Source organism: Porphyrobacter sp. CACIAM 03H1, assembly GCF_002215495.1.
GTDB lineage: Bacteria > Pseudomonadota > Alphaproteobacteria > Sphingomonadales > Sphingomonadaceae > Erythrobacter.
On the sequence record NZ_CP021378.1, the window covers coordinates 1,742,355 to 1,758,990 of the forward strand.

Annotated in this window: 16 protein-coding genes; 6 read left to right on the top strand and 10 right to left on the bottom strand. The window is 67.2% G+C overall.

The features are described from left to right. Positions 1-77 precede the first annotated feature (77 nt). The gene (locus tag CBR61_RS08305) at positions 78-2,021 is read left to right on the top strand and encodes a potassium transporter Kup (protein WP_088913934.1); all 1,944 of its coding nucleotides are present in this window, start codon (positions 78-80) and stop codon (positions 2,019-2,021) included. On the opposite strand, the gene CBR61_RS08310 is transcribed toward CBR61_RS08305, so the two are convergent. The 5 genes from CBR61_RS08310 to CBR61_RS08330 all read right to left on the bottom strand — a co-directional run bounded on the left by CBR61_RS08310 (position 2,018) and on the right by CBR61_RS08330 (position 7,289). Further along, positions 2,018-2,668 carry an inner membrane-spanning protein YciB gene (locus CBR61_RS08310; protein ID WP_088913935.1) on the bottom strand — a complete coding sequence of 217 codons (651 nt, stop codon included), beginning with the start codon at positions 2,666-2,668 and terminating at the stop codon, positions 2,018-2,020. The genes CBR61_RS08305 and CBR61_RS08310 overlap by 4 nt on opposite strands. Beyond that, entirely contained in the window at positions 2,668-3,594 is a 927-nt protein-coding gene (gene ftsY / locus CBR61_RS08315; RefSeq protein ID WP_088913936.1) for a signal recognition particle-docking protein FtsY, read from the bottom strand. The genes CBR61_RS08310 and ftsY overlap by 1 nt, the downstream gene beginning before the upstream one ends. Then, on the bottom strand, positions 3,591-4,766 hold the full coding sequence (locus CBR61_RS08320) for a MiaB/RimO family radical SAM methylthiotransferase (protein ID WP_088913937.1): 1,176 nt from the start codon (positions 4,764-4,766) through the stop codon (positions 3,591-3,593). Before CBR61_RS08320 ends, ftsY begins: the two co-directional genes overlap by 4 nt. Beyond that, the gene (gene dapF / locus CBR61_RS08325) at positions 4,763-5,551 is read right to left on the bottom strand and encodes a diaminopimelate epimerase (RefSeq protein WP_233996952.1); all 789 of its coding nucleotides are present in this window, start codon (positions 5,549-5,551) and stop codon (positions 4,763-4,765) included. The genes CBR61_RS08320 and dapF overlap by 4 nt, the downstream gene beginning before the upstream one ends. 79 nt (positions 5,552-5,630) lie before the next feature. After that, positions 5,631-7,289 carry a putative bifunctional diguanylate cyclase/phosphodiesterase gene (locus CBR61_RS08330; protein ID WP_088913939.1) on the bottom strand — a complete coding sequence of 553 codons (1,659 nt, stop codon included), beginning with the start codon at positions 7,287-7,289 and terminating at the stop codon, positions 5,631-5,633. Positions 7,290-7,479: 190 nt separating this feature from the next. Here CBR61_RS08330 and CBR61_RS08335 point away from each other — a divergent pair, with 190 nt between their 5' ends. Both CBR61_RS08335 and CBR61_RS08340 read left to right on the top strand, forming a co-directional pair. Then, a complete protein-coding gene (locus CBR61_RS08335) occupies positions 7,480-7,887 on the top strand; it encodes an EVE domain-containing protein (protein ID WP_088913940.1) in 408 nt (135 codons plus the stop codon). A gap of 140 nt (positions 7,888-8,027) precedes the next feature. Next, a complete protein-coding gene (locus CBR61_RS08340; RefSeq protein WP_088913941.1) occupies positions 8,028-8,198 on the top strand; it encodes a CsbD family protein in 171 nt (56 codons plus the stop codon). Positions 8,199-8,261: 63 nt separating this feature from the next. On the opposite strand, the gene CBR61_RS08345 is transcribed toward CBR61_RS08340, so the two are convergent. Continuing rightward, positions 8,262-9,947, bottom strand: a complete 1,686-nt coding sequence (locus CBR61_RS08345; protein ID WP_088913942.1) for a thiamine pyrophosphate-binding protein — start codon at positions 9,945-9,947, stop codon at positions 8,262-8,264. 184 nt (positions 9,948-10,131) lie between these two features. Between CBR61_RS08345 and CBR61_RS08350 the strand changes: the two genes are divergently transcribed. Next, the gene (locus tag CBR61_RS08350) at positions 10,132-10,323 is read left to right on the top strand and encodes a hypothetical protein (protein ID WP_172835937.1); all 192 of its coding nucleotides are present in this window, start codon (positions 10,132-10,134) and stop codon (positions 10,321-10,323) included. A gap of 3 nt (positions 10,324-10,326) precedes the next feature. Here the strand turns inward: CBR61_RS08350 and CBR61_RS08355 are convergent, their stop codons facing one another. Next, entirely contained in the window at positions 10,327-11,646 is a 1,320-nt protein-coding gene (locus CBR61_RS08355) for an MFS transporter (RefSeq protein ID WP_088913944.1), read from the bottom strand. A 141-nt stretch (positions 11,647-11,787) separates the two neighbouring features. On the opposite strand from CBR61_RS08355, the gene pgsA reads away from it, so the two are divergent. Further along, a complete protein-coding gene (gene pgsA / locus CBR61_RS08360) occupies positions 11,788-12,396 on the top strand; it encodes a CDP-diacylglycerol--glycerol-3-phosphate 3-phosphatidyltransferase (RefSeq protein WP_088913945.1) in 609 nt (202 codons plus the stop codon). Between the two features lie 53 nt (positions 12,397-12,449). Then, positions 12,450-12,779 carry a hypothetical protein gene (locus tag CBR61_RS08365; RefSeq protein ID WP_088913946.1) on the top strand — a complete coding sequence of 110 codons (330 nt, stop codon included), beginning with the start codon at positions 12,450-12,452 and terminating at the stop codon, positions 12,777-12,779. Positions 12,780-12,786: 7 nt separating this feature from the next. Here CBR61_RS08365 and CBR61_RS08370 read toward each other — a convergent pair whose 3' ends face one another. The 3 genes from CBR61_RS08370 to rnd all read right to left on the bottom strand — a co-directional run bounded on the left by CBR61_RS08370 (position 12,787) and on the right by rnd (position 16,471). Beyond that, on the bottom strand, positions 12,787-14,145 hold the full coding sequence (locus CBR61_RS08370; protein ID WP_088913947.1) for an MFS transporter: 1,359 nt from the start codon (positions 14,143-14,145) through the stop codon (positions 12,787-12,789). 113 nt (positions 14,146-14,258) lie between these two features. After that, a complete protein-coding gene (locus CBR61_RS08375; RefSeq protein WP_088913948.1) occupies positions 14,259-15,155 on the bottom strand; it encodes a hydrogen peroxide-inducible genes activator in 897 nt (298 codons plus the stop codon). Between the two features lie 119 nt (positions 15,156-15,274). Next, the gene (rnd, locus tag CBR61_RS08380; RefSeq protein WP_088913949.1) at positions 15,275-16,471 is read right to left on the bottom strand and encodes a ribonuclease D; all 1,197 of its coding nucleotides are present in this window, start codon (positions 16,469-16,471) and stop codon (positions 15,275-15,277) included. Between the last annotated feature and the right edge of the window lie 165 nt (positions 16,472-16,636).

The window sequence follows — 16,636 nt, forward strand, 5'->3', positions numbered from 1 at the left end:
AGGCGCGCCGCCTTACCGGCGGTGAGTCGTTCGCGCCGAATGGGCAGTACCGGGGGGATACGGGAAATCCGACAGTCATGAGCACCTCACCCGCCTCCACATTTGACCCTGCCCAGGCTCCGGGCGGGCATGGCCACGGCGCCTCCACGCTCACGCTCGCCGTGGGTGCGGTGGGTGTGGTGTTCGGCGACATCGGCACCAGTCCGCTCTACGCCTTCCGCGAAACCTTCGCCTCGCACCACGGTGCGCCCGGGATATCGCCCGACGCGGCGCATATCCACGGGGTGCTCAGCCTCGTGTTCTGGTCGATGATGATGGTGGTGACGGTCAAATACGTCCTCACCATCACCCGCGCCGATAACAAGGGCGAGGGCGGCAGCCTTGCCCTGCTGGCGCTGATCCGTCGCGCCTCCGACAGCGCAGGGTGGACGGCGCCGCTGGTCCTGCTGGGCGTGTTCGCGACCGCACTGTTCTACGGCGACAGCATGATCACCCCGGCGATCTCGGTGCTTTCGGCGACCGAGGGCCTGCAATACATCGTCCCCGGCTTCGAGCGGTGGATCGTGCCGACCGCGATCGCCATCCTCGTCTGCCTGTTCGCGCTGCAATCGCGCGGGACAGAACGGGTGGGCAAGCTGTTCGGCCCGATCATGCTGACCTATTTCGGCATGCTGGCGACGCTGGGCGTCATGCATCTAACGGCCAATCCGGCGATCATCCTCGAGACGATCAATCCGCTCAACGCGCTCAATTTCTTCCTCACCGACGGATTCACCGCCTTCATCGCATTGGGGAGCGTGGTGCTGGCGGTTACGGGTGCCGAGGCGCTCTATGCCGACATGGGCCATTTTGGGCGCAAGCCCATCGGGATTTCCTGGCTCACCTTCGTCTTCCCCGCGCTGATGCTCAACTACATGGGGCAGGGCGCGCTGGTGCTGTCGCAGACCTCGCCCGAGGCCACCGCGGCGCTGATCAAGGATCCCTTCTTCCTGATGATCCCCGATGTCGTGCGCGTGCCGGTGATCATACTCGCGCTGCTCGCCACGATCATCGCCAGCCAAGCGGTGATCTCGGGCGCGTTCAGCCTTACGCAGCAGGCGATCCAGCTGGGCTTCATCCCGCGCATGGAAATTCAGCACACCAGCGCGACGGCGGCCGGGCAGATCTACATTCCGGCGATCAACTGGGGCCTGATGGTCATGGTGATCCTTCTGGTGCTGTTCTTCCAGTCGTCGAGCAACCTTGCCGCCGCCTACGGGATTGCGGTGACGGGGGCGATGTTCATCGACACCCTCCTGCTCGCCGCGGTGCTGACGGCGCTGTGGCGCTGGCCCTTGTGGAAGGCGCTGCCGCTGATCGCGGTATTCCTGATCGTCGACATCGCCTATTTCGGCGCGAACCTCATCAAGGTGCCGCAAGGCGGGTGGGTGCCGCTCGCGATCGGCTTCGTGATCTTCACCCTGCTCACAACCTGGGCACGCGGGCGCAAGCTGATGCGCGAGCGCATGAGCGAGAGCGCCCTGCCGCTCGAGATCTTTGCCAAGTCGGCCAAGAACTCCGCGCAGCGGGTGCCGGGCACGGCGATCTTCATGGCCTCGACCACCGCCGGGGTGCCGAGCGCGCTGCTGCACAACATCAAGCACAACAAGGTGCTGCACGAACGGGTGGTGATCCTGACGATCAACATCGCCGACATGCCCTTCATCGACCCCGAAACCCGCTGCGAGATGACCGATCTGGGCGACGGCTTCTACCGGGCGGTGCTGCATTACGGGTTCATGGAGGAGACCGACGTGCCGCAGGGCCTGACGACCATGCAGCGCTGCGGCGGCGCGTTCGACATGATGCACACCAGCTTCTTCCTCTCGCGCCAGACCCTGATCCCCAGCGATCATCCGGGCATGTCGATCTGGCGCGAGAAGGTGTTCGCGTGGATGATGCGCAATTCGGCGAGCGCGATGGACTTCTTCAAGCTGCCCACCAACCGCGTGGTGGAGCTGGGGAGCCAGATAGAGATCTAGCTGCCCGTCGGCGGCTCGTTCTTGAGCGGCTCGTCCCGGTCCTCGAAGCTGAGACCGTGCTTCAGCAGCATCGGGATCTGGCTGAAGGTGAAGAGGAAGGTCAGCGGCAGGAACACCCAGATCTTCGCCCACAGCCAGCTCTCGAAGGAAAGCTGGGCGCGCAGGGCCTCGTTGAGGCCTGCAAGCGCGAGGAAGAACACGCCCCAGTTGCGCGACAGCTTGAGCCAGCCTTCCTCGTTCAGACCCTCGAATGCCGTCTCGAGCAGGATGCGCAACAGGGCCTTGCCGGCGAGGTACCCGCCCAGCAGCGCCACGCCGAAGCAGGCATAGATGATGGTGGGCTTCAGCTGCACGAAGGTCGGGTCGCCGAAGAAGATCGTGAGGCTCCCGAAGCCGACAATGAGCGCGGTCGAGAACCACAGCATCGGCGAGACCTTGCCGAGCCGCCACTTCGAAACCAGCAGCGCCGCGACCGCCGCGACCATGAAGGCCCCCGTTCCCGCCACGATGGCGGCAAGCTCGCCCACCGGATTGGGATCGGCCGGCGATTGCCAGCGATAGACGCCGAGGAACACCAGCAGCGGCCCGTAATCGACCGCGACGTTGAGCCAGCTGGAGGCGGCCTTCTTGCCTTCGTCCTCTGCCATCACGCCACCCCCGCGATCACGCGGGCGACGAGGTCGGGATCGAAGGGCCTGAGGTCCTCCATCTTTTCGCCGACGCCGATGGCGTGGATGGGCAGGCCATATTGCTCCGCCGCCGCGACCAGCACGCCGCCCCTTGCGGTGCCGTCGAGCTTGGTCATGATAAGGCCGGTGACGCCCGCGACCTCCTTGAACACATCGATCTGGCTGAGCGCATTCTGGCCGTTGGTGGCATCGAGAACCAGCACCACGTCATGCGGGGCCTCGGGATTGAGGCGGCCGAGGACGCGGCGGATCTTCGCCAGCTCCTCCATCAGCTCCTTCTTGTTCTGGAGGCGCCCGGCGGTATCGACGATCAGCGCGTCGATGCCGGTGTCCGTGGCCTGCTTGACCGCATCGAACACGATCGCCGCCGGATCGCCGCCCTCGGGCCCGCGCACGAGATCGACCCCGATCCGGCCCGCCCAGGTCGCCAGCTGGCCGATCGCTGCGGCGCGGAAGGTGTCGCCCGCCGCAAGCAGCACGCCGTAATCGTCCTCTTGGAACAGGTGCGCGAGCTTCGCGATGGTGGTGGTCTTGCCGCTGCCGTTGACCCCGATCACGAGGATCACCTGCGGGCGCGGGAAGGCGGTGATTTCGAGCGGTTTCGCCACGGGCCGCAGGATCGCGGCGATCTCCTCGGCCACGGCCTCTTTCAGCTCGCGGGTGGTGATCTCGAGCCCGAAGCGTTTCTCGGCCAGCCGCGCGCGGATGCGGGCGGCGGCGGCGGGGCCGAGATCGGACAGGATCAGCGCGTCCTCGACCTCGTCCAGCGTCGCATCGTCGAGCTTCGCCGTCCCCCCGCTGCTGCCGGGCAGGTTGGCGGCGAGCCGCTCGGAAGTCTTGGCGAAGCCGCCGAACAGGCGCTGGGTCCAGCTGGTTTCACTCATGCGAGCAGGCCCTCCCTGAGGCCGCTTGGGATCACGTCGACGATCGTGCCGGCCGCCGTGCCGGGGGGCAGGGCGACAGGGGCGTAATTCGGGGCATAGCCCGTGCCGCCCCGTTCGGCGAGGACCGGCAGGGTTTCGCCCACAAGCCCGGCGAGCCACACGGCCCGGCGCTGTGCAGCGCGCGCGCGCAGGTCTGCGGCGCGGGCCTTCACCGCCTCGCGCGGCACCTGCGGCATGCGTGCTGCGGGGGTGCCGGGGCGGGGGGAATAGGGGAAGACATGGGCGTGGACGATGTCGAGTTCGTCGATGATCGAGAGGTTCGCTGCGTGGTGCGCCTCCTCCTCGGTCGGAAAGCCGGCGATGAGGTCTGCGCCGATGGCGACGTCGCGGCGCAGCGCCTTCAGGCGGCACACCAGATCCACCGCGTCGGCCCTGAGGTGTCGACGCTTCATGCGCTTGAGGATCAGGTCGGCCCCGTGCTGGAGCGAGAGATGGAGGTGCGGCATCACCCGCGCCTCGTGCGCCAGCAGCTCGAACAGCAGCGGATCGATTTCCACGCCGTCGACGGAGGATAGCCGCAGCCGCGGGAGCCCGGGGAAGGCGGCAAGGATCGCCTCGACCAGCGCGCCCAGACGCGGTGCGCCGGGCAGGTCATGTCCCCAGGACGTGAGATCGACACCGGTGAGGACGACCTCCTTGGCTCCCGCACCGGCATGGGCTTCTATCTCGGCCAGCACCTGCGGCACCGTCAGCGAACGGCTCGTACCCCGGCCTTGCGGGATGACGCAGAAGGTGCAGGCATGGTCGCAGCCGTTCTGCACCGCGACGAAGGCGCGGGTGCGCGCCGGGGCAAGGGGAGGGGCCTCGCCGGGCAGGTTCCACGCGCGAGGATCGAGCTTGGCGGCGTTCGCCACCAGCGCATCGACCTCGTCCATCGCGCCGATGCTGCCGCGCTCGATCTCCGCCGCACAGCCCGTCACCACCAGCCGCGCCGCCGGATGATCGCGGCGCGCACGTCGGATCGCCTGCCGGGTCTGGCGCAGCGCCTCGGCGGTGACTGCGCAGGAATTGACCACCACCAAGTCCCGCTCGCCCACCAGCATCGCACGCATACGCTCGCTCTCGGCGATGTTCATGCGGCAGCCGAGGGAAATGATCTGCGGCGCGTTCAACAATAGTCGTCCCAGTCGAAGGTGCCGCGGAAGCTTTCGGTCGCGGGGCCGCTCATCATGATGGTGCCGCCCGGCTCCCACGCGATCACGAGGTCCCCGCCCGGCAGGCTCACGCGCACCGGGCTGGCGACGAGACCGCGCCGGATCGCCGCGACGGCGGTGGCGCAGGCCCCGGTGCCGCAGGCGCGGGTGAGGCCGGCACCGCGTTCCCAGACGCGAAGCCTGAGATGGTCGGGCCCCGCAAGGCTCGCGACATTGACGTTCACCCGCTCGGGGAAGAGCGGGTCGTGTTCGATCACCGGACCGAGCGCCGCGAGATCGACGGCATCGGCATCCTCGACGAAGAAGATCGCATGAGGGTTGCCGACATTGACCGCCATCGGGCCTTCCAGCGTTTCCCAGCCGACCGGCATCGCGAACGTGTCCATCGCATAGGCGAGCGGGATCGCGTCCCAGTCGAAGCGGGGCGCGCCCATGTCGACCCGCGCGCCGCCCTCCAGTGGTTCGAGCGCGATCGCCCCGCTCGCGGTTTCGACCACGGCAGGCGCGCCGTGGAGCAGGGCGACGGCGCGGCTGCCATTGCCGCAGGCACCGGCCTCGCTTCCGTCGGAATTGAAGAAGCGGACGCGGAAATCGTGCGTCTCGCTAGGCTCCAGCAGGACCAGCTGATCGAAGCCGATCCCAGTCCGCCGGTCCCCCAGAGCGCGCGCCACCTGCGGAGTCATCGCGGGCAGGGCAGCGTTACGCGCATCGAGCACGACGAAGTCGTTGCCGAGGCCGTGCATCTTGATGAAGGGGATCGTCTGCGTCACGCCCGTGCATCTATGCACGGCGGGCGGGCGCGTCCAGCCCCCCGGGACGCCGTCAGGGCCGCGCGATGCGGTAAAGCGTCGGCTCGTCCTCGCCCGCAGTGCGCTGCGCGGCCGCATCGCCGGGCATGCCGGTGAGCTTGCCCGCCGCCTTCAGCCGGGAGCGCACGCCCTCGGCATCCTCGGGCTGGCCGTAGAAATAGCCCTGCGCCTTCAGACGGCCCATCGACCTCAGCGCATTGAGGATCGCCTCGTCCTCGACCCCTTCGGCGGTCAGCGGGAGATCGAGCCCGCGCCCGAGCGATATGATGGCTTCGACGATGCGCGAACGGTTGGACGGGTCCTTCAGTTCGCTCACGAAGCTGCGGTCGATCTTGATCCGGTCGAAGGGCAGGTTGCGCAGCTGTTCGAGGCTGGAATAGCCGGTGCCGAAATCGTCGAGCGCGATCTGCACGCCCTGGTTGCGCAGCGACATGATCATCGAGCGCACCAGGCCGATGTTCTCGTGCAGGCAGCTCTCGGTGATCTCGATCTCCAGCCGACGTGGCGGGAAGTTGGCGGCGACCAGCTTCTTCAGCAGGCGCTGGGCGAACCACGGGTCGCGCAGCTGCACCGGAGAGATGTTGATCGAGAGCGTGAGCGAATCGTCCCATTCGCGCGCGTCGGCGAAGGCCTGCTCCATCAACCGCTCTGACATCTCGTTGATGAGGCCGATCTCCTCAGCGATCGGAACGAAGATGTCGGGGCTGATGAGGCCCAGTTGCGGCGAGCGCCAGCGGGCGAGCATCTCGAAGCCGACCAGCGCGCCGGTCTCCAGATCGACCTGCTGCTCGTAGAAGGGCAGGAATTCCCCGCGCGCAAGGCCGCGACGAATGCCGGTTTCGAGCTGGTTGCGGAACCTCAGTTCGCTTTCCATGCTCGCCTCGAACCAGAAGTAGCGGTTCCGGCCCTGCTTCTTGGCGTGGTAGAGCGCCATGTCCGCGCGGTGCATCAGCGTCGCGGAGTCGACCACGAGACCGATGGTACCGTCCGCGTCGTGATCGGCGGCAAGACCGATCGACATGGTCAGTTCGACCGTCAGTTCCGGCATGCGGAAGGGCTGGGTCATGCTCTCGAACAGGCGGATGACAAGATCGTCGACCCGATCGGCGTGGCCCGCGGGATAGGGCATGACGAAAGCGAATTCATCGCCGCCGAGCCGGGCCAGCCGGGCCTCGCGCGGGAGCAGGGCGCGGATCCGCTCGCACAGCATCACCAGCACCGCATCGCCTGCAGAATGGCCATGCATGTCGTTGATCTGCTTGAAGTTGTCGAGATCAATCATGCAATAGGCGACCGCCTCGCCGCGCACCGCGGCGCGCCCGCGGAGCTCCTCGGTGGCTTCGAGCATCGAGCGACGGTTGAGGCACTGGGTGAGCGGATCGGTGGCGGCGAGCAGTTGCGCGCGCGCCTCGGCGCGGCGGCGCTCGGCAATCTCGCGGGTCAGCTCGCGGTAGCGCCGCCAGCCGAAGATGATCAGCGCGATGTTGAGCAGCAGGGCGTTGACCAGCACGACATCGGGCTGGCGCCCTTCGCCGAGCAGCGCGGCCATCGTCTGCGGCAGCACCGGGCCGGCGGTCCCGATCAGGAGGATGATCGCGGCCACGGCGATGCCCAGCGCGATGATGTCGCGCTCGGCCGCCTTCAGAGGATCGTCTGGATTATGCTCCGTCAAGTCGGTTGCCTTGTGAGTCCCTGCGTCCCGATCGCGCCGGTCCTTGTGGACAGGGCACGCCTCGTTTCGCGATTCATGGCAGAGCGCGCTAAAGATCGGGTTAATCCGGGGCCGTGTGCGACAGGGCTTGGCGAAGCGCGCGGGGGCGGGCTATCGGGACGCGACGCAACACGGGGAGCAGACACAGCGCATGGCCTACTGGCTGATGAAATCCGAACCCTTCAAATACAGCTGGGACGACCTTGTGGCCGAGGGCGAGGGGACGTGGGACGGGGTGCGCAACTATCTGGCGCGCAACAACCTGATGGCGATGCAGGTCGGCGACGAGGCGTTCTTCTACCACAGCCGCGAGGGGCTGGAGATCGTCGGCATTGCCGAGATCACGGTGACCGGGATCGGCGATCCTACAGACGAGACCGGCAAGTGGGCGGCGGTGAAGCTGAAGGCGAAGGAGAAGTTCGCAAGGCCTGTCAGCCTTGCCGCGATCAAGGCCGAGCCGCGGCTGGCGGAGATGCAGCTCGTCCGGCTCTCCCGCTTGTCGGTCTGCGGCGTCACGCCCGGGGAATGGGCGGTGATCTGCGAGATGGCCAAAGGCTGAGCGATCTGTCGCTGGGCCCGTCACCCGCGGTTTGCCCCGCCTCGGCCACCGCTTGCCTTGTGGGTCGGAACGATGGGCCCCGCTACCCATTGATCTCTTGAAAAGCCAATAACTTCATTGGCTTGATATAGGAGGCCAACATGGGTGAATTCACCGACAAGATGAAGGGCAGCGCCAAGGAAGCGATCGGCGAGGCCAAGCAGCATTCGCGCGATCCCGAAACCCGCGCCGAAGGCACGGCTGACAAGATCGACGGCAAGACCGACAAGATGAAGGGTGCCGTGAAGGGCGCGACCGGCGACAAGATCTGATCGCCGCGCAAGCAAACGAGGCCGCCTCCCCGATGGGGTAGGCGGCCTTTTTATGTGTCGCGTTCAGCCCTTCGCCCGCGCGCGCAGGCCCGTGATCGTCGCCCCGCTTGCCGCGATGCGTTCGAGGTCGGTCACGGTATGGATCAGGCGTATGCCGGAGCGGCCCTTCGCTTCCTCCAGCGCAGCGACGAACTCGTCGGTCGTCTCCGCCCGCGCGCTCCACGCCCCGAAGGCAGCGCCCAGCATCGCGAAATCGGGGTTGGCGAGCGCGGTGGCCGAGACGCGGCCGGGATATTCGCGTTCCTGGTGCATCCGGATCGTGCCATAGGCGCCGTTGTCGACCACTATCACGATCAGGTTCGCGCCATACTGCGCCGCCGTCGCCAGCTCCTGTCCGTTCATCAGGAAGTCCCCGTCGCCCGCCACTGCCACAACCGTGCGCTCGGGGAAGCTTAGCGCCGCCGCGACCGCCGCCGGAACGCCGTAGCCCATCGCCCCGCAGGTGGGTGCCAGCTGTCCGGGATAGGCCTCGTAGCGCCAGTAGCGGTGCCACCAGCCGGCAAAATTGCCCGCGCCGTTGCAGATGATCGTGTCGGCGGGGAGCGCCTCGCGCATCGCCGCGACACAGGCGCCGAGGTCGATCGCCGCTTCGGAGGGCTGGGGGGTGGCCCATGCGAGCCATTCGGCATGGGCCTCGGCCCCGGCATCGAAGGGGATGATGTCTTCGCTGTCCCACAGCGCCGCGCACTCGGCGAATTCGTCCACGGCGCAGCACAACGCAAGGTCGGTGCGGTAGACGCGGCCAAGCTCCTCGGGGTCGGGGTGGATGTGGACGAGCAGCTGCCCGGGATGTTCGAGCGTAGGCACGGTGTAGCCGTCGGTCGTCGCCTCGCCCAGCCGCGCGCCCACGGCGATGACGAGGTCCGCCTGCTTCACCCGCTCGACCAGCTTGGGGTTCGGTCCATAGCCGAGGTTCCCGGCATAGACCGGGCTATCTGGCGCAATCGCGTCCTGGCGGCGAAAAGCGGTTGCCACGGGAAGGCCGATGCGTTCCGCGAACTGCTGGAAATATTCGCGCGCCTTGGCATTCCAGCCCGCGCCGCCGATGATCGCGATGGGGCTCGCGGCGTCGGCGATCATGTCGAACAGGGCGCCCATCGCATCGGGGCAGACTGCCTGCGCGGGGCGCAGCGCGGGCGGGCGCGGGGCGAGGCTGGCGGGCACCTGCTCGACAAGCATGTCCTCGGGCAGGGCCAGCACCACCGGACCGGGCCGCCCGCTGATGGCAACCTGATGGGCGCGGGCGATGTATTCGGGGATGCGATGCGGGTCGTCGATCCGCGCCGCCCACTTGCAGATGGGTCCGAAGAAGGCGGGGAAATCGACCTCCTGGAAGCCTTCGCGCCCCTGCGCCCCGCGCGCGACATCGCCCACGAACAGGATCATCGGCTGCGAATCCTGATGCGCCACGTGGACGCCGATGCTGGCATTGGTCGCACCCGGGCCGCGGGTCACGAAGGCGATCCCGGGCCTGCCGGAACTTGCCGCGTTCATCGCGCCGTCGGCGCAGGCCATGAAGGCGGCGCCGCCTTCCTGCCGGCAGGTGACGACCTCGATTTCGGGCCGGTCGGGCAGGGCGTCGAGCACCGCGAGAAAGCTCTCGCCCGGCACGGTGAAGATCCGGCTCGCGCCCTCGGCGGCGAGGCAGTCGACCAGCAGGGCCGCCGCGCTGCGGGTGGAATCGGTCATCGCATGTCTCTCCCGTGATCCGTCGGACTGCGCCTCTACCCGCGCGCGCCATGTGGCGCAAATCCGCCGACCCCGGGGGAGGCCCGTCACGCCCTGTCCCAGCTTGCGACAGCTTCGCCGCAAAGCGTTTCCAATGGTTAAGAAAGTCCTAAAACTGACGCTCCTGCCACGGGAGAATCGCAAGATGCGCCGCAGCCTGGTCCTCACCGACGAGACCGCCCGTCACTGGTTCCGCGCCAGTCTGCCGCCGCATGTGAAGCGTGATCTCATCCCGATCCCGGCCGAGGCGCTGTGGCGGCTGACGCTCGAGGATGTGCGCGGCGTCGCCAACACCTATGTGGCGATGACGCTGGCGATCTTCGCCTTCATCGCCTAACCCTTAGGCCGGCTCGGGCACCCGAAGCGCCTCGGTCGCGTGGAGCTTGCGCGCGAGGTGCGCGGAGAGCACGCAGAGCACGAGGCTCAGCAGCAGCTGCTCCTGCAGCGGAATACCAAGCGGACCGAGCGCGCCCGCGATACCTGCGCCGATCACCATGAACACCGAGGAGATGAAGTTGTTGGCCGCGACCGAGCGCGAGGCTTCAGACTTGTCGACGCGGGTAGTGAGGAAGGCATAGAGCGGCACCACGAACATACCCCCCGCGACCGCGATAAGCAGCAGGTTGACGAGCAGCACCAGCGCCAGCGGCTGGGCGAGGAACTCGCTCACGGTGAACAGCTCGCCGCTCGCGGGCGCGAGGTTCCAGATGCGGGTGATGCCGTAGAAGGCGATCAGCAGCACGCCGAGCACCAGCACCGAGCGGGCCGAATAGCGCGCCGAGATGTCGCCCTTGAGCAGGGCGTTGATCGAGACCGATCCGATCGCGATGCCGGCCGAGAAGGCGACCAGCAGGACCGCGGCGACCTGCTTGTCGGCGAGCAGCACGTTCTTGGCGAGCGGGATGAACTGCACCGAGAGGATCGCCGCGATCGCCCAGAAATAGCTGATCGCCAGCACCGAATAGCGCAGCTCAGGATTGCCCATTGCGAAGGCGATCAGCGATTTCGAGGCGCGGACCGGGTTCCAGTCGACCTTCGTTTCCTCGGTCTGGGGCGGCGCGGGCGGCACCCAGCGGCAGGTCGCATAGCCGACCAGCGCGATGGCGATCACCGCGATGATGGAATCGTTGATGTGCATCGCCCCGCCCAGCATCATGCCGACGAGGATCGCCACGTAGGTGCCCGCCTCGACAAGGCCGGTGCCGGCCAGCACCTCGTCCTTGTGGAGGTGCTGCGGCAGGATCGCGTATTTGATCGGGCCGAAGAAGGTCGAATGGACCCCCATCGCGAACAGCGCGGCGAACATCAGGGGGAGGGCAAGACCCTCGATCTGGACCCCGCGCGAGGCGAGCAGGAGGCCGGTCGCGCCGACCGACATGATGATGATCTCGGCGAACTTGATCCAGCGGATGATGGTGGTCTTGTCGCGCATGTCGGCAAGCTGGCCGGCGGTGGCCGAGAACAGCACGAAGGGCAGCACGAACAGCGCGGTGGCGATGCCGCTGATCAGCGTCTCCATCTCGGGCGAATCGTAGACCGAATAGACCACGAACAGCACCATCGCGTTCTTGTAGAGATTGTCGTTGAGCGCGTTCAGGAGCTGGGTCAGGAACAGCGGCAGGAAGCGCCGCTTGCGCATCAGGTCGGTCGATGTGGTCATGCGGTTGTTACGCTGTCGCTTCCCTGTGTGTTACCGGCACATAGCGCGAAGGGCCGCAAGGGCAAGTGCATAGGCCGCGCGCCGACGTATCATCAAGGGTTTTGCGCGGCTTCGTCCGGCGCTAGAGGGGTGCGGAAGCCCATGTCGAGCCTGCCCAATATCCTCACGCTCTCGCGCATCTTCGCGGTGCCGCTCCTGGCCTTCTTCCTGTGGTGGCCGGACTGGCGGCTGGGCTATCTGGTGGGCTTCGTGCTCTATTGCATCATTGCCATCACCGACTTCTTCGACGGCTATCTGGCGCGCGCGCAGGGGACGGTCTCGAAGCTCGGCATCTTCCTGGATCCCATCGCCGACAAGATCATGGTCGCCGCCGTGATCCTCGTGCTGACGGCGCAGGGATACCTGCGCGGGCCCTATGCCGGGGACATCCACGTCATCGCGGGCCTCGTGATCCTCGTGCGCGAGATCGCCGTCTCGGGCCTGCGCGAATTCCTCGGCGGCATCCAGGTCTCGGTGCCGGTCTCCAAGCTCGCCAAGTGGAAGACGACCTTCCAGCTGGTCGCGCTGGGCGCGCTGATCCTCGGCGGGGCGGTGCATGGAAAGCCGTGCCAGTCGGTTTTCGAAGGCTGTGGCACGCTCGCGGACAGCTGGGTGCATCTGGTGGGCCTCGTCTCGCTGTGGACCGCGGCGGTGCTGACCTGCATCACCGGCTGGGACTATCTGCGCGTCGGCCTCAAGCACATGGATTGAGTTGCAGGATTGTCACTGGAACCGCGTGGCCGGTTCGGGTTACACCATCTCGCATGGGATCGGATGCATCGGGCGAGCCGGGCGCGTTTGTCGGCCGGCTGGCGGATCAGGCACGCAAGCTTCAGCGCGAGGCAAGAAGAGCCATCGCGCAGGGCGATTACGCCCGCGCCTCGGCGCTGATCGGCGATGCGGAGATGCTCGCCGAGGATGTCCACGGCCTTGTCGACGATATCGAGCATCGCGAGACCGACCGCCTGATGGGCCACGCCGCCGCCGAGACCGAGGCCCGCACCCGGCCTGCGGCTGTCCCGCTCCCCCGCCGCCGCCTGCGCCTCGCGATCGGCGCGAGCCTCGCCATGAGCCTCGCGCTGACGGAGTGCTGAGCTGGCGCTAATCGTATTCGGGCGCCGGCCCCTCACCATGGGGGAGCCGCTCTGCGCCATACTGTTCATGCCGTTCCTCGCCGGGGTAGCGCACCAGAAGCACCAGCAGCAGCCCCATTCCCCAGATCGCGGCGATGCTGAAGTATAACAGCGGCGCATTCCCCGCGCCGGACGTGTTCGCCGCGAGTGCGGCGCCGATCGGTCGGCCGAAATTGCTGATGCCCATGTAGATCGTGAACTGGGTCGCCGCGACCGCCGGATTGCACACCCGCATCGCCAGCGTCAGCACGGCGATGAAGTAGATCAGTCGCGTCGTTTCCATCGCGATCTGGAAGGCCATGAGCACGCGCTCGTCGCTCCAGGCCGACGAGTTCGCGCCCATCGCCGCAGTCGACAGCATGCCGATCGCCAGCGCCAGTGCGACCGCGCGCTGGGGGCCGATCCGCCCGACCAGCCAGCCGCCCGCGAGAATGCCGCACAGCCCGCTCGCGAGCGTCAGGGCGGAGATGAAACCGGTGTATTGCGTCGGCGTCCAGCCCGCGTACTGCTGGTAGAGTACGGGGTGGAACGCCTCGAAGCCGCCTTCGGGGATCACCCGGATGAGCAGGATCGGCAGCAGCAGCAGGCTGACTGGCGCCAGCACCGCGCGCGTGGCACTGCGCAGCAACGGCCACCATGCCTCGACCACCAGCGTGTCATTGTGCGGGTGGCTGCGGCCCGGGCTCCATGGCAGGCGCTTCTCGCCCTCCCGCTCGCGGATCACCGTCGCGAACAGCATCACGAGGGCAGGGATGACGGCCAGCACCAGCAGGCAGGTGGCAATGCCGAAGCGCGCCAGCAGCCAGCCGCCGGTCGCGGTGGTGAGCGAAGCGCCGACAAACTGCGCCCCGGCCATGATCCCGCCCGCCCGGGCGCGCTCCTCCTCGGGCATGATGTCGATGGCGAGACTGTCGATCCCCACATCCTGGAAGGTCACCGCGAGATTGGCGAGGAACCCGAGCGCGGCGATCTGCACGACGTTATGGGCCGCGGGGGACAGAGCCGCGCCTGCGATCAGCGTCATGACGAGCGTCCCTTGCGCGCCTATGATCCAGACACGGCGGCGCCCCATCGGCAGGAAGGTGTAGCGGTCGATGAGGAAGCCGTTCGCGATCTTGAGCGTCCACGGCAGCGCCGCGGCCCCCACGACCGAGGCGATCGCTCCGGTGCCGACCCCGTTTGCTGCCATCCACGCCGGCAGGGCGAAGAAGAACAAGCCAATCGGAAAGCCCTGCGTGAGGTAGAAAAGCAGCAGCGTCGTGAACCGCAGCGGCCTGCTGTCGGTCAGCACGAAAGCATGCGCGCGCGCGCGTGCCATGTCCGGCATGGGCCTATGTCCCCCCGATTTCCCCGCGGGAAGTCTCTCACGCACGCCTGCTTTCGGCAAGCGGGAGTTCGGGTGCTGGAAATTGACGGCCGGCGCGGGTCCCTCGCCGGGCGCTAGCCGGCCCGCAGTTCCTCCGCCAGCAGCATGAAATCCGCCTCTCGCGGGGAGTTCTTGCGCCAGGCGAGCACGATCTCGCGCTTGGCTGTCGGGCTGTCGACCGGCCGCGCGACCACCTCGGTGCCGGCGAGGATGCCCGCTTCGAGCGCCATTTCGGGCAGCATGGTCAGGCCGAGGTCGTTGTCGACCAGCTGCACCAGCGTGTGCAGCGAGGTGCCGATCATCGCCGCGCTCGCGCGCAGTTCGGAGCGCGAACACGCCGCCAGCGCATGATCGCGCAGGCAGTGGCCGTCCTCGAGCAGCAGCAGCCGGCCCTGATCGATCATCTCGGGCTTGATGGTCGCCGGCGGATCGCGGGGATCGTCCTTGGGGAAGGCGATGAACAGGCGGTCGTCGGCAATATGCGCGATTGCGGCATCGCCGGTGTCGAAGGGCAGGGCGAGCAGCACGCAATCGACCCGTCCGTGATTGAGGGATTCAAGCGCATCGTGGCTCGTCTCCTCGCGCAGCATCAGCTTGAGGTCGGGGCGCTCGCGCTTCAGCCGAGGCAGGATGCGCGGCAGCAAGAAAGGGGCGATGGTGGGGATGACGCTCATCCGCAGTTCGCCCACCAGCGGCTTGCCCGCGGCCTGCACCAGATCGGCCAGCTCTTCCGCCTCGCGCAGCAGGCGGCCGGCCTTGGCCACCACCTGTTCGCCCAGCGCCGTGAAGCGCACCACCCGCCGCGAGCGTTCCACCAGCGTCACGCCGAGCAGCGATTCGAGCTCGCGGATTCCGGCCGAGAGCGTCGACTGCGACACGAAGCTCGCATCAGCCGCCTTGCCGAAATGCCCGTGCTCGTGAAGCGCGACGAGGTATTGCAGCTGCTTGATGGTCGGCAGGTACGTGGACACGGCCTTCCCTCCTTAATCCGTTCGCCCTGAGCTTGTCGAAGGGCTGTCCTTCCTCGAAGCGCATGGGGACACAAGAAAGTGCAGGGCTTCGACAGGCTAAGCCCGAACGGTTCTGGTTCCTATTCCGCCGCCAGCGCACCGGGTGCGGGCACATCGTCGATATGGGTCATCTTGAGCTTGCCCTTCTCGACGGCGAAGGCGAGCTTGCCCTCGACGAGATCGAGCGCGTCCTTGCCGAACACCTCGTAGCGCCAGCCTTCGAGCACCGGCAGCTTGCGTACGCCGGCTGCCAGCGCCTCCATTTCGTCGGCGCGGGTTAGAAGGCGGGGCGCGACGTCGATCTCGCGGGCGCGGATTTTCAGCAGCAGTTTCAGGAGGTCCGCCACCAGGGCGCCCTCCTTGCCCAGCGGCGCGCCCTGCTTGATCTTCTCGGGCATCTCGCTCTTGGGCAGGGGTTCGGCCTCGGCCAGCACCTTCATCAGCCGCTTGCCGATGTCGTTGTCCTTCCATGCGGGGCTGAGGCCGCGCACCTTGGCGAGATCGGCCTGTACCTTGGGCGGGTGGCTGGCGATGTCGGCGAGCGTCTCGTCGCGCATGATCCGGCCGCGCGGGATGTTCTTGTGCTGCGCCTCGCTCTCGCGCCAGGCAGCGAGCGCCTTCATCCGGCCGAGCACCTGCGGATTGCGCCCCGGCTGGCGGATGCGCTTCCAGGCGAGGCCCGGGTCGGTGAGGTAGTTCGCCGGATCTGCGAGCTTCTCCATCTCCGCATCGAGCCACACGCCGCGCCCGGTCTTGATCAGCTTCTTGAGGATCTTGGGGAAGATCGCGGCAAGGTGCGTCACGTCGCCGATGGCATATTCGATCTGCCGGTCGGTGAGCGGGCGGCGGCTCCAGTCGGTAAAGCGCGCGCCTTTGTCGATGGTGAGGCCAACCCAGGTCTCGACCAGATTGGCATAGCCGATCTGTTCGGACTGGCTGATGGCCATCATCGCGATCTGGGTGTCGAAGATGGGATGGGGGGTGCGCCCCGTCATGTTGACGATGATCTCGACGTCCTGCCCGCCGGCGTGGAAGACCTTGAGCACGTCCTCGTTGTCGGTGAGCAGGTCGAGCAGCGGCGTCAGGTCGATGCCGTCCGCCATCGGGTCGATCGCGGCGGCCTCTTCTGTATTGGCGATCTGCACCAGGCAGAGTTCCGGCCAATAGGTGTTCTCGCGCATGAATTCGGTGTCCACCGCGACGAAATCGGACTTCGCCAGGCGGGTGCAGAGGTCGGAGAGGGCCTCGGTGGTGGTGATCAGCGGGTGGATTTTCATGTTCTCTTGCTTCAATGGGGGCGGAGTGCCGCCCTCGGGTCGAACCCAGTTTGCGCCCGCAACCCCACCAAGCGTGGCTTGACAAAGTGCAAGGCTTGCCCTGTTAGCGCGCCGACGACGGAGCCGAGGGCCTCACGGCGCCGCGCGAGCGCGCCCTAGCGTCAT

Excerpts from the sequence above, each read along its gene's own strand:
- CBR61_RS08305 (WP_088913934.1), top strand. The coding sequence starts at position 78 with ATGAGCACCTCACCCGCCTCCACATTTGACCCTGCCCAGGCTCCGGGC.
- CBR61_RS08310 (WP_088913935.1), bottom strand. The coding sequence starts at position 2,668 with ATGGCAGAGGACGAAGGCAAGAAGGCCGCCTCCAGCTGGCTCAACGTC.
- ftsY (WP_088913936.1), bottom strand. The coding sequence starts at position 3,594 with ATGAGTGAAACCAGCTGGACCCAGCGCCTGTTCGGCGGCTTCGCCAAG.
- dapF (WP_233996952.1), bottom strand. The coding sequence starts at position 5,551 with ATGCACGGCCTCGGCAACGACTTCGTCGTGCTCGATGCGCGTAACGCT.
- CBR61_RS08335 (WP_088913940.1), top strand. The coding sequence starts at position 7,480 with ATGGCCTACTGGCTGATGAAATCCGAACCCTTCAAATACAGCTGGGAC.
- CBR61_RS08340 (WP_088913941.1), top strand. The coding sequence starts at position 8,028 with ATGGGTGAATTCACCGACAAGATGAAGGGCAGCGCCAAGGAAGCGATC.
- CBR61_RS08345 (WP_088913942.1), bottom strand. The coding sequence starts at position 9,947 with ATGACCGATTCCACCCGCAGCGCGGCGGCCCTGCTGGTCGACTGCCTC.
- CBR61_RS08350 (WP_172835937.1), top strand. The coding sequence starts at position 10,132 with ATGCGCCGCAGCCTGGTCCTCACCGACGAGACCGCCCGTCACTGGTTC.
- CBR61_RS08355 (WP_088913944.1), bottom strand. The coding sequence starts at position 11,646 with ATGACCACATCGACCGACCTGATGCGCAAGCGGCGCTTCCTGCCGCTG.
- pgsA (WP_088913945.1), top strand. The coding sequence starts at position 11,788 with ATGTCGAGCCTGCCCAATATCCTCACGCTCTCGCGCATCTTCGCGGTG.
- CBR61_RS08365 (WP_088913946.1), top strand. The coding sequence starts at position 12,450 with ATGGGATCGGATGCATCGGGCGAGCCGGGCGCGTTTGTCGGCCGGCTG.
- CBR61_RS08370 (WP_088913947.1), bottom strand. The coding sequence starts at position 14,145 with ATGCCGGACATGGCACGCGCGCGCGCGCATGCTTTCGTGCTGACCGAC.
- rnd (WP_088913949.1), bottom strand. The coding sequence starts at position 16,471 with ATGAAAATCCACCCGCTGATCACCACCACCGAGGCCCTCTCCGACCTC.